Consider the following 24596-nt stretch of genomic DNA (forward strand, 5'->3'; position numbering starts at 1 on the left):
ATAACCTCTGCCACTTAAAGTTAACCTAAAATGCTTAAAAATGAATAACTAACATGAAATAAATCATTTAGAGTTGATTGTTTTTCATCCTAATTATTTCATGTACTCTCGATAAACTGACTAAATCGGAGCAAATAACCATCAGGATCCTGCACGAGAAACTCGCGCTGACATACCGAAGTCTCGCCGATGCAATAATGATTATCTGTTACTGATCGATACAATTTAATACCGTTATCCTTCAGACTAACCAGTAAAGAAGTAACATTATCCACTTCAATTTGGAGATTAATCCCACGCCCCAGTGGCTTACTCAACTCTCCGGTATTCCAGCCACTATCATGAAATGCTTCCAGCATGAGTTGTGCTTCCCCTAAACTCAGATAAGCAAAATCGGGATCTTCCCTTCTTATCAAAACGTTAAAACCCAATATGCGCTGATAAAAATCAAAAGAAAGCGAAAAATCCGTAACCGTCAGCTCAGGAACCATTCGGTTCCAATAGGTTATATCAGTCGTTGTATTCATATCTATCCGGTTTATTCTGATTTCCTATCTACAAAAACATTATGGCAGCTTATGAATAAATAGAGCATCTATGGAATGTGAGTTAGCCAGAGTTTTTTGCTAAAAATCGTATTATCATGATGTCCAAATATGTTAAAAACACACTTTATTAGTTTGTCCCCCCCAATATTGGTTACACCGCATTGAAAATGAAGAAAAAACGCCCTGTTTTACAAGATGTTGCAGATCTCGTCGGTGTCACCAAGATGACAGTCAGCCGTTTCTTACGCAATCCCAACCAAGTTTCTGAACCTCTGGGAAAACGGATTGCGGCAGCTCTGGATCAACTGGGGTACATTCCTAATCGTGTGCCGGATATTCTCTCCAACTCCACCAGCCGAACAATCGGTGTTTTACTGCCTTCACTGACTAATCAGGTATTTGCTGAAGTAATCCGCGGTATTGAATATATGACTGACCGTCATGGCTATCAGACTATGCTTGCTCATTACGGTTACTCTGCACAGAAAGAAGAAGAACGTCTGCTCTCCCTGCTTTCCTATAATATTGACGGTCTGATACTGGCTGAACGAACGCATACTCCTAAAACACTAAAATTACTGGAAACTACCGGTATTCCCGTCGTCGAATTAATGGACAGTGTCTCACCCTGCCTTGATGTCGCTGTCGGTATTGATAATTTTGAAGCTGCACGTCAGATGACGGAATCCATGATCGGACGTGGATGCCGGAGTATCGTCTATCTCGGTGCCCGACAGGATGAAAGGACACTGATACGTCTACAGGGCTATGAAGTGGCAATGCGTAGCGCTGGTCTACAACCAAAGAAAATGATGACGACGGCGAGTTCATCCTACTCATTAGGCGCCCAGCTCTTACAGGAAACCTACCTGAAATACCCTGATGTCGATGGGCTATTTTGTACCAATGACGATATCGCGATTGGTGCTATTTTTGAATGTCAGCGTCAGGGGATCAACGTACCGGAAGATATCTCTGTTGCCGGTTTTCACGGGCATGATGTTGGTCAGGTAATGACACCAAAACTTGCCAGTGTATTGACTCCTCGTGACCAAATGGGGCGCAAGGCGGCAGAAGCATTACTCGCTCGCCTGAAAGGTGAAAAACTGGAACAAACCCTTATTGATGTTGGGTTTACACTTTCATTAGGCGAAAGTGTTTAATTTTTGTAGCTTAATATGATGCTTTCCCACCTTCAATTGCGATAAGCCTCACATTTTCCTTTTTTGCCAATCTTGATTGATTGCTCACCATCCTTTGCTACTGATAATGTTGCCGATAGATAGTTACCGGTAACATTACACGGGTAATATTTCACAGAGAAAATTTTGCAGATCAGTCACAGGGATAGCCAAGTGGCAAAATCTGCATAAAGGAGTTTTATATGAGCGATACCCAGCGACCAAACCACGTTTTTATATTGATGGGGGTATCCGGCAGCGGTAAATCTGCCGTTGCCAATGGTGTTGCCCGTGAACTGGGTGCCGCTTTTTTAGATGGTGATTTTCTTCATCCCCGCGCCAATATTCATAAAATGGCTGAAGGCCATGCCCTAAATGATGATGATCGCCAACCGTGGCTGGAAGCTCTCAACGATGCTATTTTTGCCATGCAACGTACTAATAGCGTTTCTTTGCTGGTGTGTTCAGCCCTGAAAAAACACTATCGGGATATCCTGCGTAGCGGCAATAAAAATCTGTCATTTTTGTATATGCAGGGGAATTTTGAATTAATTGAAAGCCGCCTGAAAGCTCGTAAAGGGCACTTTTTCAAACCGCAAATGCTTATCTCACAATTTGAGACACTGGAAGAGCCGACAATTGATGAAAAAGATGTTCATTTCATTGATATCAAACCGAGTCTTGATGAAGTAATTAACAATACAATTATAACAATTGAACGTATTACTGAGGGACATTCATGAGTACATTAACGTTGGTGCTGACAGCTGTCGGCTCTGTTCTTCTGTTACTGTTTTTAGTGATGAAGGCCAGAATGCACGCCTTTATCGCCTTAATGCTGGTTTCAATGGGAGCCGGTATGTTTTCCGGTATGCCATTAGAAAAAATTACCCAAACGATGCAAAACGGCATGTCCGGCACACTGGGCTTCCTTGCTGTCGTTGTTGCGCTCGGTGCAATGTTTGGAAAAATCCTGCATGAAACGGGCGCATTGGATCAGATTGCTGTGAAATTACTGGGTAGTTTCGGTGAAAAAAGGGCTAATTATGCACTGGGTGTTGCGGGGCTTATCTGTGCATTACCCTTGTTTTTTGATGTGGCAGTCGTATTGTTGATAGGTGTGGTTTTTGCTGTTGCGCGCCGGACTGGCGGTAATGTCGTAAAACTGGCGATCCCTCTGTTTGCCGGTGTTGCAGCGGCGGCGGCATTTTTGGTACCGGGGCCGACGCCAATGATGTTGGCTTCCCAAATGGGTGCGGATTTTGGCTGGATGATCCTGATTGGCCTGAGTGCAGCAATTCCCGGCATGTTACTGGCTGGCCCGATATACGGTAATTTCATCAGTAAACATGTCACACTGGATTTACCCAACGATCTGAGTACCCCAAGCATCGGTAAGAGCCAGATGCCTTCCTTTGCTTTAAGTCTGGCATTGGTACTGTTCCCTCTGATATTAGTCGGTTTGAAAACTATCGCCGCCCGTTTTGTTGATCAACAATCAACTTTGTATCAGTGGCTGGAATTTATCGGACATCCGTTTACTGCGATTTTAATTGCCTGCCTGGTGGCTATTTATGGTCTGGCAATCCGTCGTGGTATGAGCAAAGAAAAAGTGATGGAGGTGTGCTCTGCGGCACTCCAGCCAGCAGGAATTATCCTATTGGTGACTGGTGCGGGCGGAGTCTTCAAACAGGTACTGGTTGATTCCGGTGTAGGCCCAGCATTAGGTAACGCATTGGTTGGGGCTGGTCTGCCAATCGCTCTGGCCTGTTTTATTCTGGCGGGAGCTGTGCGTGTGATTCAGGGTTCTGCCACTGTTGCCTGCCTGACCACTGTCGGCTTAGTGCTGCCTGTTATCGGTGAATTAGGTTATTCCGGTGCACAAATGGCAGCACTATCCGTCTGTATCGCAGGGGGTTCTCTGATCCTCAGCCATGTCAACGACTCCGGTTTCTGGTTGTTCGGCAAATTTACCGGAGCAACTGAAGGACAGACCTTAAAAACCTGGACGATCATGGAAACGATTTTAGGCACCACCGGGGCCATTATCGGTATGATCTATTTCGCCCTGCTGTAATAAGCTTAAAAAATTAACGGCACGTTATCTGATGGATAAGGTGCCGTTTTTATTTGTTAGTCACGTTTGTTCGCCGCTAAATAAATTTCATTTCCTTCTCGTTTACCTACTGCGATAACCAGTAAAACAATCTCATTGTCATTAACTTCGTAAACCAAACGGTAACCAGAAGAACGTAATTTTATTTTATAGCGGTTATGACGGCCACTTAACCGAGCAGATGGAACATGTGGATTTTCCATACGTTCAGCCAACTTCTTTTTAAATTGCTCCCGAACGGGATGACCGAGCTTTCCCCATTCTTTCAATGCCCGTTTTTCAAATTTGAGACTATAACTCATTGAGATTTACGCTCACAAATTCAGGAAACTCCATCCGCTCATCAGCCATTTTGTTTAACTCAGCATCTTCGGCAAGTTCCAAATAGTACGCATAAAGCTCTGGAGGTACACAATAGAATGCGGGTTCATTGCGATTCAAAATAGCAACAGCCCCACCTTCTCCATCTGCAACCGTTCCCATTGGGTTACGTTTTAGATCGGTAATACTGGCTGCTATCGTTGTCAGAATCTGATATGACATACTGTCCTCCTTATTAATAAAGACTTATTATAGCACCTTTAAAAGTGCTATTTTAAGATCTTTTTGGCATCCTGCCCTCACCACCGATTTACTCCCCAATTAAATCAATAAACTGCTTATAAAGCCCTTCCGCACTACGTTCATAACCCGCAGCAGAAAGGTGGATATAATCAGGACGCGCAAGACCCTGTTGCTCCCAGATGCGAATTGAGCATGTTCCTCCCATAAATGCCTGCCAGTTCCAGAACAAAGTATGTTGTTTGCTGGCGACTTCCTGCTGAATCCGAATAACATCTCTGAGCAAGGCAGGTTGCTGCTCTTCACAACCTATCGCATGTTTGTTTTTCAAAGAATCATTCGGGCCAATCAGCAGGATCACCGCGTCTGGTATCACACTGCGGATCTTCTGTATTTTTGCGATCAGTTCCTGACGATAGCCATCAAGGTCTAAAGCATCATTAAAAGCCTCATTCGTGCCATAGGCGAGAATAACTAAATCCGGCTTCACTTGTGCCAGAGTATTAATCCATTCCGGCTGCCATTTATTCAGCATATTAATGGTCGCGCCATTAATCCCGAGTGCAGATAACAGAACCCCGCTATTCTGGCGACTTATCAGCCAGCCACCAATTTTTAACTGAGCATCGTGTGCGGAGAGCTTAAGCGGAAAAAAAACAGGGTTATCCGGTGAAAAACGCCATTCACTTTGTGTCGCAGGTAATCGCCATAAAAGAGAGGATTGCGGCTTCAAATAAGTTTCATCATGAGACTGATAAAGAACACGCATTCGATACTTGTGATTATCAGACGGAGATAAATTCATTGTTATTGTGCTGCCAGCACGTTCAGGCATAGCGATAAACCCACCCAGAGGAAAATCAGCCCTGTCCTCTTTTCGGCTGGAAGAAAGCCACCAGCCCGTCTTATCACCGGAGAATTTAACTCTCGCATTGCGCTGGCCCGGAATTGTCATCGGGCTGACAAAACCTGGCCCCGCATCACCATAGCGTTGCTGAAATAAATCCCGTAGCTTACCTGTGAAAAAATCAGCAGCAGTATGGGAGTCTCCTAATTGTACGATATGCAGCGTCTGGGAATGGCTGTGGCGCAATTTATCAGCCAACAATGCGAGATTAGGCTCAGAAAAGTCCACTAGCTGCTTCTGATAATTTATCTGCGTTACCTGAGATTCCGATGGAGGTAGAGGCTTTTTTTCATGGCATGATAATAAGCCCATAGAAAGCAAGAGGATTAAACCTGCACCCATTAACCGGTAAAACCTATGGAACTGTCTGAATGGCTGCATTTTCCTCAACTGGCTCCTGAATAGCGGTGATTAATGAAAAGATAGAGTCAGCAATGACTTTCTGCCCACTCAAACTAAAGTGAATACCATCACCACTTCTGAGTTTGATTGTACTGCTGCCATCACCAATATAATCTGAGTAATTTTCTGACTGATATTTGAACATATCATTGACGGAAACATAAATCTCACCCATTTTTGCCACCTCCGCCTGATACAATTTACTGAGGTAAGCCATATTGCCGGAAAGCTTTTTCTGACGCATATTAGGCGGCCCGATCCAGATAACATCAACATTATGCTCACGGGCATCATTAAGGATAACTTCGATCCTCTGGCGATAAACACTTTCCCAACTTTCACTCGCAAATTTCAGGTAACTTTCTCCGGGCTTGGCAGGAATACCCCACGGATCATTCGGCCCTAAAAATACGATAACCAACCTGATATCCGGATCCTGATTTAACGCATTGCGGATCGCTTTCGGCCAGTCAAAGAAACCAGAATAAGTCAGTCCGGTATTTTGTCTGCTCAAATTGATGCCGGAAATACCATATTCCTGATAAAGACGGCGCTTCAGATGTGGAGCCACTCCTTGCATCATCGAATCTCCGGCAAAAAGTACCTTATCCCTGTTTCCTAACCTGACCTCCGTTTTCTGAATAATCTCAACGGAACGATTGGTCTTTTGATTATTGACCAATAAAGGTGATGATGGGATTTTAATATCCTTCCTTAATAAATCAGGAAACTTTAAATAACGACTCTCTACCGGATAAATATAGCCCTGCAAAAAATGTAACCCAACCTGAAATTCAGGTAATAATGCGGGGGAAGATCCACCATTATCACGAGCTTGCTGTGATTTTTCCTGATGATGGCCGCCTGCATATGCTATAAACGTCTCACCAGCCGCAACAACCCCTTGCTGTATATTATTCCCCAAATCCCATAGCGGCTCACCTTTCAGAACAGTCCACGGGCTATTACGGTGATATTTCTGCTGCCAGAAATTATCCAGTGAACTTTGATTCAGCCAGATTAACAGTAGTGTGGTCAAAAAAACGATGAAAATAACCCGTCCGACATTCTTAAATGTAGATGTAAATTCAGAAGTTAGCATAGATAAACCCAGGCATTCCGGAAGGTGACAATATAAATACCAATGTGAGAACCAGTGCCAGAGGAACCGGATAATATAGCCATGAAATATGCCGGAAATTTCTTTCCATTGAATTTCTGATCTTCGCCAGTAATGGATAAGCAATAAACAGCCCCCAAAAGGTGGCTAGCAAAGCACTACTGGAAAGCAAAGATGCCAAGATATCACCGGAGAAAAGCTGACCCAATACCGTCAAAGCATCATTCAGTGTTGGGCTTCGGAAAAACACCCATGCCAGACAAACAAAATGGAATGTCATCACACGGGATAAAAATAACAAAACAGGGTTTTTAGCTGATGTTTCATGACGTTTTCCTGATGAAGAAAACAGGAAGCGCTTTATATTGTGGAAGATTAGCCCCAGACCGTGAATAGCGCCCCAAAGAATAAAATTTATTCCCACACCATGCCACAATCCAGAGATAACCATCGCAGCAAACAGATTCAAATTTTTGCGGATAGCGCCCTTTTTATTTCCTCCCAGAGGAATATAAACATAGTCACGGATAAAGGTGGACAGGCTGATATGCCAGCGACGCCAAAACACCTGCAGGTTCTCTGCCAGATAAGGGGCATTAAAATTCTGCGGTACTCTGAAGCCGAGTAATAACGCTATCCCTGTTACCAAATCGGTATAACCGGAAAAATTAAAATAGATATTCCATGCATAAGCATAAATCGCTACCAAAACCTGACCTGCATGATAACCAGCCGGATCCTCAAATACCGGATTAACGAAATTTTCGGTCAGTGTTGCACTGAGCAGAAATAGCTTTCCAACAGCCAGCGCAATCAAAAGCAAGGCTTTCAAGGGTTCCAGAATGATTCTGGATGATGCCTGAATCTGTGGTAGAAAATCTTTGGCCCGATTGATCGGGCCTGCTACAAGGCTTGGAAAAAAGCAAAGATATAGGATAACGTCAGGTAATGAGGCGGGTGAAAGTTCTTTCTTACAGACAGAAACTACATAACTGACTGAGTGAAAAACATAAAATGACAAACCTAACGGTAATAACAGTTCAAGAACCGGTAGCTCTACATTAAGACCTATACTACCTAATGCCTGTTGTATTGCCTCCTGAAAGAAAGAATAGTATTTAAATGCAGTAAAACAGCTAAGGATACCCAATGTCAGTAAAGTAAATATAATTTTATGAGATAAATACCGACTGAGAATATTGGCTAAAAAGTAAATAAACAGAGTGTAGATGAATAGAACATAAACAAAATTTGCTGAAAAAGAGAATATAAATAAATAACTAACTAAAATTAACAATCCATTTTGTAGCCTGGGGGCTTTCTGTAACAGCCAGTAAACAAAGAGCAGAATAACAAATGCTCCAAGAAACTCAAAAGAAAAGAAGTTCATATTAGGCTCTAGCTAACCATTTATCATTGTAGGAAAAACACAATCCCGATCCCCTCTATGTTATGGAATTTGTTTATATTTACAATAGATAATATATCGATTGCTTTTTTATTAGCTATATACCGTTTCCTCTGGCATGTACTCCCAAATCTATTAACTGAAGATGTCGTAATAAAAATAATCCGCAGCGTAATTAATACGGTGCGGATTATTTGATGAATTACCATATTACTTGCCTTATTGGCTATAACTATCGTATTCCAGTACCTGTGAAATCAATTCCTTATTTCCATCAAATACCCGGTGTAAATAACGATTATAGACAGCACCTAATTCAGAATAACCATGCAAATTATCGATAAGTTTGCTGGTATTCAGCGGCTTCTGCTCTGTTCGTTGCCTGGCGCGTGAAATACGCAGTGACTCATAAGCACGGTGCGTATTCATATTTTTCATATAGGCAATGACCGAATCTTCAATCGTATCATAGACGGAATAGCCTTTGACTTTCCCTTTGGCATGACCACATGATCTACAGCGCATTCCAAACAGGTTATTGTTTTTCTGCGCAAGTTCTGATGTTCCCCAACCAGATTCTGCTGCGGCCTGAGTAGCAACAAAATGGGTTGGAATGATGTCAACTCTACTAATTAACTTCTGCCAATTGGTGCGTTGTGGTGAGGTACAAGTCATTTTGTAATCAGAACAGATCCTTTGCAACCTCCTGATATCCTGTGCAGACCATTTAGAAGTATGATGGTGTGACAGAACCCATTTACGGTCTCGCATAATCTGTTGATTATGCTTATCAATTACAGGGACAACAAGGTTCAAAAACGCTTTCTTTCTGGGTACGCCAGAAGGGTATTTTCGCAAATCAGGCAAATGATGTTTGATGCCACTGTGAGAATACTCTTCCATTTTTGAGCTATTTTTTGAAGCACTGCTCAAACCAGTAAAGATTAAAGAGAGAAAGAAAGCGAAGACCGCAGTTGTCCTCATCATTCGAGAGGGCATTTGCTTCTCCTCGTTTTATTACTCTGGTTGAAAACACACGAATATTAACAAAGCAATTAACCTATAGCTATCTTTATTCGTGATTCGCACAAACTATTTACGTAACGAATATTAGCACGTTACTGATAATAATCTATATTTTTCACTCAACATAGTAAATAAGTGTAATAATTATTGGATTTTTATCCCGAAATAATACCTATTAACATATTAATTTACCACCTAAAAATAGAAAACTCATGTTCAGAAAAACATTATCAACCCATTTATTTTAAATAAAAAAATCACCATCCACCCACGTTTACTCGATTGATAAAACATTAGCGATACTACATCAATTATCAGATATGATTTTATCTATTTCTCATTATCTATTTTGCTGGTTAGTTATATTTAAACAATAAAGTTAAATAAGTAACAGGGTCATTTTAAATCAATTGATTTAATATAACCTCATCCACACTTATCCTATCAATAAAAATTGAATCTCATCTTTCATTATAATTAAATACATTCTCAAATAAAAAACACATTACTAATATCGGTAAAATTCTATTTTCTACGGTAGTCGATATATTCTTTTGAACCAATTAAAACGATATCAATTGGAAAATAATTAGGGAGCCTAGGCTCCCTAATTGGATATGATAAGAAATCAACAGAAAACTACAACCACTTGGCAACCCCGCCATGGCGAGAGCATGCGCCTTTGCGTGATTTGCTCTTACTATATGTTCCGTCTTTACAAAGTGCGGTATTCACCGCTTTTGTTGGAGTCGCTTTCCTTTTCTTTGTTGATTTCTTACTGTTCTTCTGCACTTGTTTTTCTAATGAACCGGTTTTATTTTTTACCGATTTTATACTTTTTTCCACAGGTATCACAGGCTTAGAAACAGGCTCTGTTGGTACTGCTGGCGCTGCAAGTACTGCACTTGAAAACAACACCAGTAATGCCGCAACTGATAACTTCAAGTTCTTCATATATAAATCCTCTGGTTAGAAGTACTTTAACCCGAAATCAACTCTTGCAGTTTGGAGTATAGCTTTGAATGATGCGATTACAAACTTAACATAAATAATGGTTATAACTTAATAGACTATGAAAACATTTATTCAACGTAAGGGGAAAATAAAAAATCAAGTTTAATTATATAGTAATCCAATACCTGTTTCTGACTGGAAAAGCAAAGGGGATTGATTCATTGACTTATAAAAACTCAATGGCTATTTAATGTTTATTAAAACCAGATAAATTCATTTGTTTTCTGAAAACAATAAAAAAATAAAATAACTATGAATTCACAATTTCATATGAAATATATTGTTCAATTAATTATTAAAAATCATCAAATATTGATTTTTATTTGAATGAAGATGATAAAGAATAACTAAAGATGTTGCTTTGATAATTAAGGCTGGTCAAAACCAGCCTTTAAATCTTCGCTAATATCAGGCTTTAAACGTAAGCCATGGCCTGACTCTTGCCACTGATTTAATTAATCCAGCTTGTTCCTGAACTTCGATGACAGGTGTAATGGGTTTATAAGCCGAAGGTGCCTCTTCCCGTAAACGCTCACTTTTCAGAGTAATGCACTGCCACGGCAAACCGCGATTTTCTTGTGGTTTTAGAGCCTTACTACGCATCTCCTGACGGCGTACTGAACGACCGGCACCATGTGAGCATGACCATAACCAGTCTGAATGACCTTTTCCCATGACGAGATAAGAATAATCCCCCATTGAACCGGGAATTAATGCCAACTCCCCGGCTCGCGCCGGAGTTGCACCTTTACGGTGAAGGTTCATTCCCTGTTCAGGAAAAATAATATTATGCGAGAGATCGACAAGCAGACGGCTTTTATCCTGTTCGAATACCTTTTGCCATTGCGAACGCACTAATTCAGTCAGGACAATACGATTCGCCCACGCATAACGTGCAGCAACACCCATCGCCAATAAATATTCCTGAGCATGTTCCGCCGTCAGGCCAAACAGACCGGAGGCCGGATATTTTTCTGCCGCAGGCCAAAGTGCCTTCGCTTTATCAGACCAACGCTGACCAACATAAAACCCAACATCCCGTGAGCCGGTATGGATCATTATCAAGATATCCCCCTCGCGCAGACCAGCAGCATAAGCGGCATGTCTGTCGAAAATAGTATCCACGATCTGCAACTCAACAAAGTGATTACCAGAGCCAACCGTTCCTAGGCTGGCTGGCCGGATAATTTCCCGCTGCTCAAAAAACGCTTCCGGAGCATATCGACTATGAGCTTTTACTGCATGTGTACTCAATACTGCGTTTAATTCAACATACATCCGGCTGAAATCAGCCTGCTGCCAAATTCCTTGTCGGGGTAATTCCTGCAACCACGCAGCCAATCCCTCATCAAATAAGGCGCTAAATGATCGGGGAGTAACAGGGACATTGCGTTGATCCAATAGTAAGACGTTTTTTAGCTGCTGAACCAATGCTTCTTTCTGGCTGTTTGCTTCTTCATAGCTCAACCCGGTTGTCAGCAGACGCATACCACAATTAATATCCGTACCAATTGCAGCAGGGATCACTAAATCTTCTGTGGTTGCCACAACACTACCTACAGGCGCTGTCGTGCCTGGATGAAAATCTGGTGTTGCACGAGCCTGACAAACTTTTGCATCACTGCCGGGAACCCGAACCGAAGCCAAATCAAGCAATTGCTGTACAGCTTTTTCTTCCAGTGGCAAAGATTCCGGTAACAGGACTTTGGCTTCCACCTGATTTTGATTGAAATGATAAGTATTGTTTTCGTAATAAGTTTCAATTCCCTGACGGGACAGACGTTTTTGTAAACGATTTAATGTAGACATGTAAGCTACCTAGAAAAACAAAAAATCGCTTCTTCCGTTTTGAGAGGGAAGAAGTCTTGTTTTTCCTGCAGCAGCATAATTCAGGAAGATTTGAGCTGGGTATACTAGTTGTAGAAATTCAAGATGTAAAGAGGATTCATTAATCTAATTGTTAAATTTTAATCTTTGCTTAATTGAACTCTTCTCGGTTTTGCTCATCTGGCTGCGACCTATCAACCATAAAATCAGGCGTAGGATTTTCATCATCAAACCAACTGTCCCAATGAGCTTTATTTTGATATCTCAATTTATTGGATTCACATATTAAGCGCAACACCTTGCCCTCCGCTACTTTTGCGAGCATGATCGCAATACCTTTATCCATTAATCAGACAGCTTAAATGCCTACTATCAAAGAACTACAAGTCGCTATTTCAAACCTTTCTGTCTGGCGCAAAGGCGATCAACGTGCACCTCATAAGCCACTATTATTACTGTATGTACTCTCTCAGTACCAGAAAGGCCACGAAAGACTGTTTGATTATGGAAAAGAAATCCACCAGCCATTATTAAATCTTCTGGCTCATTTCGGGCCAAGACGTAAAAGCCACGAACCCCATTTACCATTCTGGCGGTTGCGGGGCGATGGTTTCTGGGAATTACAGAATACTGAACTATGCACACCACAAAAAGGTAGCAAACAGCCGCCAAAACGCGAACTGATTGAATTTGGTGTTAAAGGTGGTTTCGAGCCACAAAGCTACCAACTGTTACGTAGTAAACCCGCCTTAATCGATAAACTGGCACAACAGATCCTTAGTGAGCATTTCCCTGATAGCATACAGGAGCTGATCGCCAATCAACTGGATTTCTCTTTGAGTGATATCCGCAAGATGCGAGATCCCCATTTTCGTCAGCAAATACTACGAGCCTATAACTATGAGTGTGCAATATGCGGTTATAACCTTCGGCATGATGATACCCCCGTCGGTCTGGAAGCGGCCCATATCAGATGGAAGCAATACGGTGGGCCATGTACGATAAATAACGGTATCGCTCTCTGTTCATTGCACCATTCTGCATTCGATATGGGTTCCATCAGTATTGACGATAATATGAGATTACTGGTATCAGAGAACATTAATGGCGGCCCGATGGTCAGGCAGTTATTCTGGAATTTCGCGAATCAGTCAATATTACTTCCCAAACAAAAAGATTATTATCCGTCAGAAAGCTTTGTTATCTGGCATCGCAATCAGGTCTTTAAGCAATAACGTGTAAATATTAAAAAAGGGAGTCAAATGCTCCCTTATAGCTAAATTTAATACTGAATTACTGACCTGCTTTCAGTTTCTGGAAATAGTCTTCATACAGGACATTGGCATTACCAACATCACTCTGCCATTCCCCTTTCTGGATCACCGATTCATCAGGATACAGTGACTTATCCCCTGATACAGAAGCTGGCAATAATTTTTTCGCAGCCAGATTCGGTGTCGGATAACCGATGGTTTCTGCAACTTGGGCCGCAATCTCTGGACGCAGCAAGAAGTCAATCAGCTTCATCGCACCTTCGACATTTTTGGCATTTGCCGGAATAGCCAGACTATCCATCCAGAAAATTCCACCTTCTTTCGGCCAGATAATATCAATAGGCGTTCCCGCCTGACGGGCAACATAAGCAGAACCTGTCCACATCATGCCGACATCAACTTCACCTTCCATAAATGGATTAGCAGGGTTATCTGAATTGAACGCCAGTACATTTGGCATCAGCTTTCTCAGTTCCTGATACGCCGCTTCAATCTCCTTGGGATTTGTCGTATTGCCGGAATACCCCAGCTTCAGCAACGCCATCTGAAAGACTTCACGGGCATCATCCGTCAATACCAAACTGTTTTTGTACTCAGGCTTCCAGAACTCAGCCCAAGAAGTCAGGGTTTTTGGATCGATATTATCACTGTTAACACCAATCGCTGTCGCACCCCAAATATAAGGAATGGAATATTCGTTTTTTGGGTCAAATGACTTATGCAGCAGATTAGGATCAAGATTATGGAAATTCTTGAGCTTACTGGTATCGATTTTTTGCAGCATCCCTTCTTTGCTCATCTTGGAGACAAAGTAAGTGGAGGGCACAACCAAATCATAAGCGCCGTCTTTATAAGTTTTCAGCTTGGTGTACATGCTCTCATTGGATTCATAGGTGGAATAAATCACCTTGATTCCGGTTTCTTTAGTGAACTGGTTGAGCAGACCAGGCGGAACGTATTCAGTCCAGTTGTAAAAATAGAGTGTCTTGCCATCATTCTCGGCAGCAGCATTTACCGAACCAATGCTTAATGCCATCATCCCGGCGGCTAACAGATAGAACCACTTTTTCATGCTGTTTTTCATGTAGTGTTTCCCCGCAGTTGATGCGTTATTATCGCGTCATTCCCATATACAGCAGGCTCGATATAAACCTACCCCAAAAAACGGCTATTATAAAAGCGCCCTTACATGGGGTAAAGCCACTTATTCCTTACCAAATTAAGGTTTAGGAAAGAAATGCTGATTAATTGAGAGAAAAATAAGGTTATTGAGAAAGTGAAAGCGTAGCCAACGAGTGACTACGCTAAAAATATTCCTAAGACTTACCCGTGCGATCACGCATCACAAATTGGCTAATCAGTACCAATACCAGTGACAAAGCCAGCAAAATAGCAGCTAGTGCGTTCACTTCCGGCGAAACACCTACTTTCACCATTGAGTAAATCTTAAGTGGCAGAATTTCATAACTCGGCCCTGTCACAAATGAAGAAACAACCACATCATCCATAGACAGGGTAAAGCTCAGTAACCATCCCGCCATCACGGCCGGCATCGCCAGTGGCAGGATAATCTTACGCAGAATCGTTAATTCACTTGCCCCCAAATCACGGGCAGCTTCCAGCATTTTGACATCAAAATCTTTCAGACGGGAATAAACTGTTACTACCACAAACGGCAGGCAAAAAGTGATGTGCGAAAACAACAGTGACCAGAAGCCCAGTGAAACGCCCAGCAACATAAACAGCACCAGCAGTGAAATCGCCATCACAATATCTGGTGACATCATCACCACAAACAGCATCCCACTGACAAATTTTTTGCCACGGAACGAATAACGATACAGCGCAACTGCCGTTAATGAACCAATCAATGTAGCAAATGTTGCGGAGACTACAGCCATTGTCAGGGAGTGCCCCGCTGCTTGCAGCAGACTGTCGTTATTAAATAACAGACTGTACCATTCAGTTGTAAAACCCTGCCAGTTGATACCAAAGCGTGACTTGTTAAACGAACTTACCAGCAGAATAATAATCGGGATATACAGGTAAGCATAAACGATGGTCATGAAGCCACCGCGCAACAGGCGTCCGATCATTCCAGCTCCACCTTCTTGTTCAGCAGCTTAGCCGCACGGTAGTAAACCCACAACATGATGCCCATTACCAACGTCAGACAAATACTGGTTGCCGCACCAAACGGCCAGTCTCGAATATTGAGGAACTGACTTTTAATGACGTTACCAATCAGCAGGTTTTTCGCACCGCCCATTAAATCAGAGACATAGAACAGCCCCATTGCCGGCAGCAGAACTAAGAGACAGCCAGCAACAATACCCGGCATCGTCAGTGGGATGATGATACGGATAAAAGTCTGTAACTTCCCTGCTCCCAAATCGCGAGCGGCTTCCAGACAGGGTTTATCCAGCTTTTCAATACTTGAATAAAGAGGCATCACCATAAATGGCAGCAGAATATAAACCAGCCCTAACACCACCGCTTCCGGGGTGTACATCAGGCGCAGCGGCTTCTCAATAATTCCTGTCCACAACAGAAAATCATTCATGTAGCCACGGGTGCTGAGGAACATCTTCAATCCATAAATGCGGATTAACGAGTTTGTCCAGAATGGCAAAATAAGCAGGAACAGCATCAGAGGACGCAATTTTTTCGGCATCCGCGCCAGAAAAAAGGCAAACGGATAGCCGATAACCAAGCAACACAGAGTTGCAATAACCGCCATATTCAGCGAGTGTATTAACACTTCTGCATATAGTGGGTCGAACAGGCGGCTATAGTTGTCCAGAGAGAATACCATCTGTACCAGATTGGCATCATCACGCGTCAGAAAGCTGGTGCCGATAATCATCAGATTCGGCAGAAAGACAAACAACATCAGCCAGGATACGATGCCTGTAATGACGATGTTCTGGAATAGTTTACGCGACTTCTTCATCGACCAGCACAACCTCCCAGCTTTCTACCCAAGTGACTGCGATCTTCTGGTTCAGGGAATGGTCAACATCCGGATCATCTTCGTTAAAGAATTCACTTACCATCACCATTTTGCCGTTTTCCATTTCGACCACGGAATCCAGCGTCATTCCCTTGTAGTTACGTTCGCGAACATAACCAATCAGGCCCGATACCTGCTCACCATTATTGATCTCTTCTACCCGCAGATCTTCCGGGCGCAACAGCACCTTCAATATTTGTCCGGCGGTTACTGGCAGAGCGGTGAAAATATCACACTCGTGGCCTTCCACATCAGCACGTATCCGCTGATCATCAATACGGTGCAATACTTTGGCGTCAAAGATATTAATTTCGCCGATAAAGCGGGCAACAAACAGATTTTTCGGCTCTTCGTAGATCTCGCGCGGAGAACCATCCTGTTCGATACGCCCATCGCGCATAACCACGATACGGTCAGACATGACCAGCGCTTCTTCCTGATCATGCGTGACGAAAATGAAAGTAATACCGAGTTTACGCTGGAGTGCTTTCAGCTCATTCTGCATCTGCTTACGCAGCTTATAATCGAGCGCTGACAGTGACTCATCCAGCAGAAGAACTTTGGGTTTATTCACAACCGCACGAGCTATCGCCACTCGCTGCTGTTGACCACCGGAAAGCTGTGCGGGCTTACGTTGAGCAAACTCTTCAAGCTGCACCATACGCAATGCTTCTTCAACACGCGGAGCAATCTCTTTTTCCGGTGTTTTCTGCATACGCAGTCCAAAGGCAACATTTTCAAATACGGTCATATGAGGGAACAGGGCATAACTTTGGAAAACCGTATTAACATGACGGTTCTCGGCCGGGATATCAGTAATATCCAGCCCTTCCAATAAAATTTTGCCGCTATCAGCATCTTCCAGCCCGGCGATCAGACGAAGTACTGTGGTTTTACCACAACCGGATGGACCAAGGATGGTCAGAAACTCGCCATCATTGATTGTCAGATCGAGCTGTGAAATAACTTGCTTGCCGTCGAAGCCTTTACTTAAGGACTTTAATTCAACGAGTGGTATCAGAGAGGTATTCTCAGTCATTTATGCTATCATCTATCCCTTGGAATAATGCAGATAGAACCGCCACGGGAAAAGACTGTGTCAGCTAACAGGAAGCATTATTTCTCCGCTGAAGCTCAAAGCCAGTGGCGCCGGTTGAAATTACGAAGCGCGCATAATAAACGCAGTACGCCGAAATTGAAAGCCGAAATATGGCAATATGCTATTTTTTATTAACATTTCATGTATGTTCGCATTTCAGGCCATTTTGAACCGGATTTATCCAGCCTGTAACACACTTTTATTGACTATTTTTCAGTCAGCAAAGACAGTACACCGCCTTTCTTTCCAATACAACATACTCAAACCTTTTTCAGACCAAGAATTCACATTCATAAATAGAATATCTCTTTGATAAGAGAATTTATTAATCTATTCATATGATTTTTTATTATTCTAATAATGAACTTTATAATCATTTAATTTAACTGAAATTAAAATAATTAAGATCACTATCACTCTTTCAGGAAATAATATAAAACGTTACTTTACACATTAACTATTTAACGATACTTTCCTGACAATACAGGTGATTAGCAAATATTACCTGAATAACAAAAAACCAATAAACAACTCGTTAATAATTATGAAAAATAGTTACTAATAAAAATCACATTATATCAATTACTATACTATTTCCTAGCGTTAGGATTAATGTAACTTCAACGTAGAAAAATAAAACTATCCACCTACTTAATAAAAAATAACGTGAATTTATTCAACGTCGGTTTTTCACCCCTAAAAAACTGAATCGTTTCAACAAATGTTATAGAGTATATAGGGAGGTAAAATGTTTCACCTAACATTGCAAAATATCCATCTGGCAGCACATGCTGACAATAAAGAAGATGCAATTCAGCAGGTTGCCGATGTTTTAACCACCGCCGGATATGTCAGTAAAGAGTATGTTGATGGGATGCTGGAGCGTGAAACACAGTCTTCAACCTATCTGGGTAACGGTATTGCTATCCCGCATGGTACTCATGCCACACTCGGCAACGTACTTCATACGGGTGTACAGGTGATGCAATTCCCAGATGGTGTTGACTGGGGTGATAACCAGACTGCCTACATCGTTATCGGCATTGCAGCAAAATCTGACGAGCATCTGAAGCTGCTACATCAGTTACTCCCGATTCTCAGTGATGAAAATCGAGCCAGTCAGATGGCAAAAACCACCTCGGCAGATGAACTCTACCGATTACTCATGAACCCACAACCGCCCTATCTATTGGATGCCTCTACAATCACACTGGATATTGACGCCAGAGATCTGGAAACCTTGCAGGCGCTGAACCTCGCTCGCCTGCAAAAAACCAGCTCGGTGAATGCCGCATTTATTGCCGATATCCTCGCGAGATCCCCCATACATCTGGGGCAAGGGATCTGGTTGAGTGACAGTTCACAGGGTAGCTTACGTAATGCCGTTGCCATCGCCCGTCCACAAGCTTCCTTCAGTATGAATACAGATAATCTTGATGAAAAACCGGTCAGCTTGCTCATCACCATTGCCTATGCAGACGATCAGCTCCATAGCCTGCTAACTAATCTAAACAACCTGATCCAGCAAGGAAAAGGTGAGCAACTGCAACGAGCTCAGGATCATGCAGCGCTCATTACATTACTGACCACTAAGGCCGCACAACAAGCTGCATCACAAGCAAAAAATACCCTGACCGCAGATTTTATCCTGCCCAATGAACACGGGCTACATACCCGCCCCAGTGCACTGTTGGTTAATACCATCAAACAATTCAGCAGCCGCATTACCATCATCCATCTGGATGGAGACACCATCCCCGTTGATGGCCGCAAACTGATGCTGGTTGCCGGTTTGGGCATTAAACGGGGAGACCGTATCCGTTTTACTGCTTCCGGCCCGGACGCCAAAGAGGCTCTGGACGCCATCAAAAATCTTATCAACAACAATCTGGGTGAAGATATCGCATGAACAAACATGGAATGAATAAAAGAGTAGCCACCATCACCCTCAATCCTGCCTACGATCTGGTCGGGTTAACCGGAGATATAAAAACCGGTCAAGTTAATCGGATCCAAACTGCGGGATTATATCCGGCAGGCAAAGGCATCAACGTTGCGAAGATCCTCAAAACACTCGGCATTGACGTTACTGTAGGTGGTTTTCTCGGTAAAGAGAACCAGAGCAGCTTCCAAAAAACTTTCGCAGAACTGGGCATCACTGACCGATTCCAGATAGTAGAAGGCCGGACGCGTATCAACGTCAAACTCACCGAGCAGAACGGCCTTGTCACCGATTTCAATTTTTCAGGATTCAATATCAGTAAAGAAGACTGGCAGAGCTTTGCCAAAAACTCCCTCACATGGCTGCGGGAGTTCAACATGGTGTGCGTCAGTGGCAGCTTGCCAGCAGGCGTTGAGCCGGATGACTTCACTGACTGGATGCAGCAACTGCGCGAAGCTTGTATGTGTGTTGTGTTCGATAGTAGCCAGGAAGCCTTCACTGCCGGAATTAAAGCACAACCGTGGATGGTTAAACCGAACCGCCATGAACTGGAAATCTGGGCAGGCAGACCTTTACTGACTCAGGAAGATATCATCAGCGCTGCCCAGCAGCTACGTGCGGAGGGGATCTCACATGTCATCGTCTCATTAGGCGAAGAAGGGGCCATTCTGGTTAACTCAGCCGGAGCCTGGCACGCCAGACCACCGCACTGTGAAATTGTCAGTACCGTCGGCGCCGGTGATGCCATGGTGGGTAGCCTGATTTACGGCTTGATGATGGGACAACCCTGCGAACATACATTGCGCCTTGCCACCGCCATTTCTGCCATGACCGTCAGCCAAAGTAACGTCGGCAATATCGACCGCCAGCAACTCGCCTGCTTGATGACAAAAGTGGAACTCATTTCATTAAAAAAACAATCGAAAAAGACAACCATCGAAAAGCAAACAACAATAAGATGAGAACGCCATGAACATACTGATTATTAGCAATGAGAAACAAGGACAAGCACGCGCCTACTTCGCCAGACAAACACTGGAGAATGTCATAGCCCAACATGGTCTTACCCTGACTGACGATCTAAGTACGGCTGAACTGGTGATCATCATCGGAGAATCTGTACCGGACAGCCTGAATCTGCTCGGCAATAATTTGTATGGAAAGAAAATATTCATTGGCTCCGCAGAACAGTTAATCAGCGAATCCGAGGTATTTCTCCACAAAGCCCAAACAGAAGCGAGTGTTTATCATCAGCAACACACCGCTGATACAGCAGAAAACGGGGTTCAGCAAAAGCCTGTCAACATCGTTGCCATTACCGCCTGCCCAACCGGTGTCGCCCATACCTTTATGGCAGCCAAGGCACTGGAAACAGAAGCACAAAAACGCGGCTGGCAAATCAAAGTAGAAACCCGAGGCTCCGTGGGAAGCGAAAATTCTCTCACTCATGCCGAAATCGCAGCAGCAGATTTCGTGATTGTCGCAGCCGATATCGAGGTCGAACTCACCCCTTTTTCCGGCAAACGCCTTTACCGCACCTCGACAGGAGCAGCCCTGAAAAAAACTGCCAGCGAGTTGGATAACGCCCTAACCAAAGCTGAGATTTATACCGCTACTAGCACAACTTCTGTCCCCAGCAGGAACAATCAGAAAAATACTCCTATTTACCAGCACCTGATGACCGGCGTTTCCTACATGTTACCCATGGTCGTCGCGGGTGGCCTGTGCATCGCATTGTCATTTGTCTTCGGCATCGAAGCCTTTAAAGAATCGGGCACACTGGCGGCAGCCCTGATGCAAATCGGCGGCGGCTCGGCACTTGCCCTCATGGTACCCGTTCTTGCCGGTTACATCGCCTACTCCATCGCAGGACGTACGGGATTGGCTCCCGGACTTGTCGGCGGAATGCTCGCCGTTAGCACTGGTGCGGGCTTCCTCGGCGGGATCATTGCAGGCTTTCTTGCTGGTTATGTTGCCAAATTTCTGACAACCAGACTTCGTCTGCCACAAAGCATGGAAGCATTAAAACCAATCCTGATTATTCCGTTGGTCGCAACACTGGCGACGGGGTTAATCATGATTTACGTTGTCGGTAAACCCGTTTCAGCGATTATGGAATGGCTGACTCACTGGCTGAAATCCATGGGAACCACCAATGCCGTGATCCTCGGCGCAATACTGGGCGGAATGATGTGCACCGACATGGGCGGGCCGGTGAATAAAGCCGCTTATGCCTTTGGCGTAGGATTATTGAGTGCCCAGAGCTACGGCCCGATGGCCGCAATTATGGCTGCGGGAATGGTTCCACCATTAGCCATGTGGCTGGCAACTGTGATTGCGAGAAATAAATTTGATCAAAATGAGCGCGAAGGTGGAAAAGCGGCACTAGTACTGGGGCTATGTTTTATCTCGGAGGGAGCGATTCCATTTGCAGCGAAAGATCCGGTAAGAGTCCTGCCAAGCTGCATTCTCGGAGGTGCAGTTACAGGAGCGCTTTCGATGTACTTCAGCGTACAACTGATGGCACCACATGGCGGACTGTTTGTACTGCTGATACCGGGTGCAATTACACCTGTATTGCCTTACTTGGGAGCTATTCTGGTAGGTACTATGTTAACAGCTGGAGTTTATGGGGGGATTAAGAAGAAAGAAGTTGTGGAGTGAAGTCGTTGTGGGGAGTTGCGGTTAAACTGCAACTCCTCAAATCATCCAAAAGAATAAAAAACAAACAATAACCATAGTCGACATTTTCTTAAAAAAGACATCTTTGATACCAACCTCAAAGCTCATCTGCTGTTTTGACGCACCATTTATGTCTCAGGTATAAAAATTAAGCAAACGTTAAACGGTGCAAGTGACTTAAATCAAGATGCTTTTCAGCCTCTCGCAAGCTGTAATTAGCCTGTATTTTTAACCACGTTTCTGGTGTACTGCCAATCACTATGGATAACTTCAACGCCATTTCAGGAGTGACAGATGTCTGTCCTGAAAGAAGCCTGCTAGCAGTAGAAGGCGCGATTTCCATTGCCTTAGCAAACTGGCGCAAACTCACATTCATTTCGATTAATGTTTCTGCAATAATTTCACCAGGATGTGCAGGGTCAACCATTTGCATTAGTGATAATCCTCCAAATTAAGAATTTCAGCATCACCGTTTATAAATTTAAATGTGATACGCCAATTTCCTGGTACTTTGATTGACCAGATATTTTTACGATTACCTTTTAATTCATGAAGATCATAACTAAGAAAATTAATAGCTTCAATACAACTGGCAGAATCGATAATTGTAAGTCGGTTTTTTATTCGAAGAACTAATTTTTGTTCCAACCCACTACTATCATTATTTAAGAAGAATTTTTTCATTCCCTTGTGCTTTAAACTCTTGATCATGGTAACCATGTTCCATCTTCTACAACACTTTTATAATGTTATAGTCTTAATGAATTATTTCAGTACCAATTTAATTAAATTGGTAAAGCTTCCCTCTAAATTAAAGTATTAAATTTAGCTATATTTATTATATTTTTTCTATCAAATAAAAAATAGCAAGTCTATTTAGTGATGAATCTAATTTAATAATACCCTGACACCAAACATATCAATCATATGTAAAAACGAAAAGTGCAGTAATTTCCCCAATGATTTAACTATCATGCCCGACAAACTCTTTTTCCTGCACTTCGGATTCAGAACTACCCCGCTTTCCCTCCAATTTAGCAATAACTGATGTAGCAATGCAGTTACCTACCACATTAGTGGCTGTGCGTCCCATATCGAGGAGCTGGTCAATAGCAAGGATCAATAATATGCCCGCTTCAGGCAGTTTGAACATCGGGAGAGTGGCGGCAATAACCACTACAGAAGCACGAGCTACGCCAGCCATGCCTTTGCTGGTAACCATCAACGTTAACATAATCAGGATCTGTTCTGTGATACTCAAATCAATATTGTAAGCCTGCGCAATAAAGAGAATGGCAAAGGATTGATACATCATTGAGCCATCAAGGTTAAATGAGTAACCCAGAGGCAATACGAAACTGGAAATTTTTTTCGGCACACCAAAGCAGTTCAGTGCATTCATCGTCTTTGGATAGGCAGATTCGCTACTCGCAGTGGCAAAGGCCAGTATGATAGGCTCTCTGATAAGCTTCATCAGCAAAAAAACATCCTTACCGAGGAAAAGAAATCCAACAGCCAGTAAAATGCACCAAAGTAAAAGTATCCCCAGATAAAAGAGAGTAATTAATTTTCCATATTCATAAAGCAACCCCATCCCTTCAAGAGTAATCGCAGAGGCAATGGCGGCAAATACCGCAATTGGAGCCAATGCCATAACATAATCTGTGATGCGGAACATAATGCGTCCCAGATCTTCAATCATAGTCACTATAGGGCTTGCTTTCTTGCTACTCCGGCAAATATATGACAATGCTGAACCAAAAAAGAGAGAAAAAATAAGGATCTGTAAGATTTCATTATTTGCCATAGCTTCCACAAAACTACTGGGGAATATATGACTGATAAAATTTTTCAGGGAAAATTCACCAGCATTCAGACTCGTATCGATATTTCCATGTTGTGGAATTGCAATATTCAATCCAACCCCTGGCTGGAACAGATTAGCTATCAGAGTGCCAATGCTAATCGAAATCAAACCAGCAACAATAAACCATATCATTGCTTTGATAGTGATCCGTCCGACAGATGATGAGCCTCCAATTGACATTAATCCGGCAACAATCGTGGAAAATATAAGCGGCCCAATAATCATTTTTATCAGGCGCAGAAAGACATCGGTAATAATGTTGATATAAGAGGCAATTTCTTTTGCCTGACTGGCATCAAGATAACGATTAAATCCCCATCCCGTTATCACACCAAGCAAAATGGCGATAACGATCTGCTTCATCAATTTTTGCCTCTTCATTGTTATCCCCTTATTTTTTGTAATGATTAAAACTAGTTACGCTGTCTTGTTACTCAAGACTTAACAATTAGTTACATTTATCAGGCTGCTAATAAAGTGAAAACGCAGGACAAGGGACGTGCAGAGTGTACATTTACGCTGTTTACTCGGATTTATCCTTTGGTTGTCTGGCTATATTTTGTTACTTATTCTATTTAAAAATGTTATTTCATAAGAAGTCTACAACCT

Annotated in this window: 24 protein-coding genes; 7 read left to right on the forward strand and 17 right to left on the reverse strand. The window is 42.9% G+C overall.

The window, feature by feature from the left end; all coding sequences use genetic code 11:
* Positions 1 to 98: 98 nt before the first annotated feature.
* A complete protein-coding gene (locus tag AACS92_RS17165) occupies positions 99 to 527 on the reverse strand; it encodes a bleomycin resistance protein (RefSeq protein ID WP_099108998.1) in 429 nt (142 codons plus the stop codon).
* 188 nt (positions 528 to 715) lie between these two features.
* On the opposite strand from AACS92_RS17165, the gene gntR reads away from it, so the two are divergent.
* From gntR to gntU, 3 genes are all read left to right on the forward strand, one after another.
* Entirely contained in the window at positions 716 to 1711 is a 996-nt protein-coding gene (gene gntR / locus AACS92_RS17170) for a gluconate operon transcriptional repressor GntR (protein WP_099108999.1), read from the forward strand.
* Between the two features lie 221 nt (positions 1712 to 1932).
* Complete coding sequence (gene gntK, locus AACS92_RS17175; protein WP_099109000.1) at positions 1933 to 2472, forward strand: gluconokinase; 540 nt, start codon at positions 1933 to 1935, stop codon at positions 2470 to 2472.
* Entirely contained in the window at positions 2469 to 3806 is a 1338-nt protein-coding gene (gene gntU / locus AACS92_RS17180; protein ID WP_099109001.1) for a gluconate transporter, read from the forward strand. Before gntK ends, gntU begins: the two co-directional genes overlap by 4 nt.
* 56 nt (positions 3807 to 3862) lie before the next feature.
* On the opposite strand, the gene AACS92_RS17185 is transcribed toward gntU, so the two are convergent.
* The 9 genes from AACS92_RS17185 to AACS92_RS17225 form a co-directional block, all read right to left on the reverse strand.
* Positions 3863 to 4147 (reverse strand): type II toxin-antitoxin system RelE family toxin, encoded by a 285-nt coding sequence (locus tag AACS92_RS17185; RefSeq protein WP_099109002.1) that lies wholly within the window; start codon positions 4145 to 4147, stop codon positions 3863 to 3865.
* A complete protein-coding gene (locus AACS92_RS17190; RefSeq protein ID WP_099109003.1) occupies positions 4137 to 4388 on the reverse strand; it encodes a type II toxin-antitoxin system Phd/YefM family antitoxin in 252 nt (83 codons plus the stop codon). Before AACS92_RS17190 ends, AACS92_RS17185 begins: the two co-directional genes overlap by 11 nt.
* 88 nt (positions 4389 to 4476) lie before the next feature.
* Positions 4477 to 5694, reverse strand: a complete 1218-nt coding sequence (locus AACS92_RS17195; RefSeq protein WP_099109004.1) for an SGNH/GDSL hydrolase family protein — start codon at positions 5692 to 5694, stop codon at positions 4477 to 4479.
* Positions 5669 to 6817: an SGNH/GDSL hydrolase family protein gene (locus tag AACS92_RS17200; RefSeq protein ID WP_099109005.1), complete on the reverse strand. Its 1149-nt coding sequence runs from the start codon at positions 6815 to 6817 to the stop codon at positions 5669 to 5671. Before AACS92_RS17200 ends, AACS92_RS17195 begins: the two co-directional genes overlap by 26 nt.
* Positions 6804 to 8225, reverse strand: a complete 1422-nt coding sequence (locus AACS92_RS17205; RefSeq protein WP_099109006.1) for an MBOAT family O-acyltransferase — start codon at positions 8223 to 8225, stop codon at positions 6804 to 6806. The genes AACS92_RS17200 and AACS92_RS17205 overlap by 14 nt, the downstream gene beginning before the upstream one ends.
* Positions 8226 to 8462: 237 nt before the next feature.
* Positions 8463 to 9242, reverse strand: coding sequence for a protein bax (locus AACS92_RS17210; RefSeq protein ID WP_099109008.1), 780 nt, complete (start codon positions 9240 to 9242; stop codon positions 8463 to 8465).
* A gap of 666 nt (positions 9243 to 9908) precedes the next feature.
* The gene (locus AACS92_RS17215) at positions 9909 to 10223 is read right to left on the reverse strand and encodes a DUF3761 domain-containing protein (protein ID WP_099109009.1); all 315 of its coding nucleotides are present in this window, start codon (positions 10221 to 10223) and stop codon (positions 9909 to 9911) included.
* Positions 10224 to 10691: 468 nt separating this feature from the next.
* Positions 10692 to 12092, reverse strand: a complete 1401-nt coding sequence (locus AACS92_RS17220) for an RtcB family protein (RefSeq protein ID WP_099109010.1) — start codon at positions 12090 to 12092, stop codon at positions 10692 to 10694.
* A 169-nt stretch (positions 12093 to 12261) separates the two neighbouring features.
* Positions 12262 to 12456 (reverse strand): hypothetical protein, encoded by a 195-nt coding sequence (locus AACS92_RS17225; RefSeq protein ID WP_193756876.1) that lies wholly within the window; start codon positions 12454 to 12456, stop codon positions 12262 to 12264.
* Positions 12457 to 12472: 16 nt separating this feature from the next.
* Between AACS92_RS17225 and AACS92_RS17230 the strand changes: the two genes are divergently transcribed.
* Positions 12473 to 13345: a phosphorothioated DNA-binding restriction endonuclease gene (locus AACS92_RS17230; RefSeq protein WP_099109011.1), complete on the forward strand. Its 873-nt coding sequence runs from the start codon at positions 12473 to 12475 to the stop codon at positions 13343 to 13345.
* 58 nt (positions 13346 to 13403) lie between these two features.
* Here AACS92_RS17230 and potD read toward each other — a convergent pair whose 3' ends face one another.
* The 4 genes from potD to potA all read right to left on the reverse strand — a co-directional run bounded on the left by potD (position 13404) and on the right by potA (position 17436).
* Positions 13404 to 14456: a spermidine/putrescine ABC transporter substrate-binding protein PotD gene (gene potD / locus AACS92_RS17235; protein ID WP_099109012.1), complete on the reverse strand. Its 1053-nt coding sequence runs from the start codon at positions 14454 to 14456 to the stop codon at positions 13404 to 13406.
* Positions 14457 to 14700: 244 nt separating this feature from the next.
* Entirely contained in the window at positions 14701 to 15480 is a 780-nt protein-coding gene (gene potC / locus AACS92_RS17240) for a spermidine/putrescine ABC transporter permease PotC (protein WP_099109013.1), read from the reverse strand.
* A complete protein-coding gene (gene potB / locus AACS92_RS17245; RefSeq protein WP_099109014.1) occupies positions 15477 to 16337 on the reverse strand; it encodes a spermidine/putrescine ABC transporter permease PotB in 861 nt (286 codons plus the stop codon). The genes potC and potB overlap by 4 nt, the downstream gene beginning before the upstream one ends.
* Positions 16321 to 17436 (reverse strand): spermidine/putrescine ABC transporter ATP-binding protein PotA, encoded by a 1116-nt coding sequence (potA, locus tag AACS92_RS17250; protein WP_099109015.1) that lies wholly within the window; start codon positions 17434 to 17436, stop codon positions 16321 to 16323. Before potA ends, potB begins: the two co-directional genes overlap by 17 nt.
* 808 nt (positions 17437 to 18244) lie before the next feature.
* Between potA and fruB the strand changes: the two genes are divergently transcribed.
* The 3 genes from fruB to fruA are packed head-to-tail and all read left to right on the forward strand — an operon-like array spanning position 18245 to position 22102.
* The gene (gene fruB / locus AACS92_RS17255; protein WP_099109016.1) at positions 18245 to 19405 is read left to right on the forward strand and encodes a fused PTS fructose transporter subunit IIA/HPr protein; all 1161 of its coding nucleotides are present in this window, start codon (positions 18245 to 18247) and stop codon (positions 19403 to 19405) included.
* An 11-nt stretch (positions 19406 to 19416) separates the two neighbouring features.
* The gene (gene fruK / locus AACS92_RS17260; protein WP_099109056.1) at positions 19417 to 20400 is read left to right on the forward strand and encodes a 1-phosphofructokinase; all 984 of its coding nucleotides are present in this window, start codon (positions 19417 to 19419) and stop codon (positions 20398 to 20400) included.
* A 7-nt stretch (positions 20401 to 20407) separates the two neighbouring features.
* Positions 20408 to 22102 carry a PTS fructose transporter subunit IIBC gene (gene fruA, locus AACS92_RS17265; RefSeq protein ID WP_099109017.1) on the forward strand — a complete coding sequence of 565 codons (1695 nt, stop codon included), beginning with the start codon at positions 20408 to 20410 and terminating at the stop codon, positions 22100 to 22102.
* A 166-nt stretch (positions 22103 to 22268) separates the two neighbouring features.
* Here the strand turns inward: fruA and AACS92_RS17270 are convergent, their stop codons facing one another.
* The 3 genes from AACS92_RS17270 to AACS92_RS17280 all read right to left on the reverse strand — a co-directional run bounded on the left by AACS92_RS17270 (position 22269) and on the right by AACS92_RS17280 (position 24368).
* Positions 22269 to 22553, reverse strand: a complete 285-nt coding sequence (locus tag AACS92_RS17270; RefSeq protein WP_099109018.1) for a HigA family addiction module antitoxin — start codon at positions 22551 to 22553, stop codon at positions 22269 to 22271.
* The gene (locus tag AACS92_RS17275) at positions 22553 to 22831 is read right to left on the reverse strand and encodes a type II toxin-antitoxin system RelE/ParE family toxin (protein ID WP_099109019.1); all 279 of its coding nucleotides are present in this window, start codon (positions 22829 to 22831) and stop codon (positions 22553 to 22555) included. Before AACS92_RS17275 ends, AACS92_RS17270 begins: the two co-directional genes overlap by 1 nt.
* Before the next feature lie 253 nt (positions 22832 to 23084).
* Positions 23085 to 24368 carry a dicarboxylate/amino acid:cation symporter gene (locus AACS92_RS17280; protein WP_099109020.1) on the reverse strand — a complete coding sequence of 428 codons (1284 nt, stop codon included), beginning with the start codon at positions 24366 to 24368 and terminating at the stop codon, positions 23085 to 23087.
* Between the last annotated feature and the right edge of the window lie 228 nt (positions 24369 to 24596).

Origin of the sequence: Xenorhabdus sp. KJ12.1 (genome assembly GCF_963876495.1) — a bacterium.
Lineage (GTDB): Bacteria > Pseudomonadota > Gammaproteobacteria > Enterobacterales > Enterobacteriaceae > Xenorhabdus > Xenorhabdus stockiae.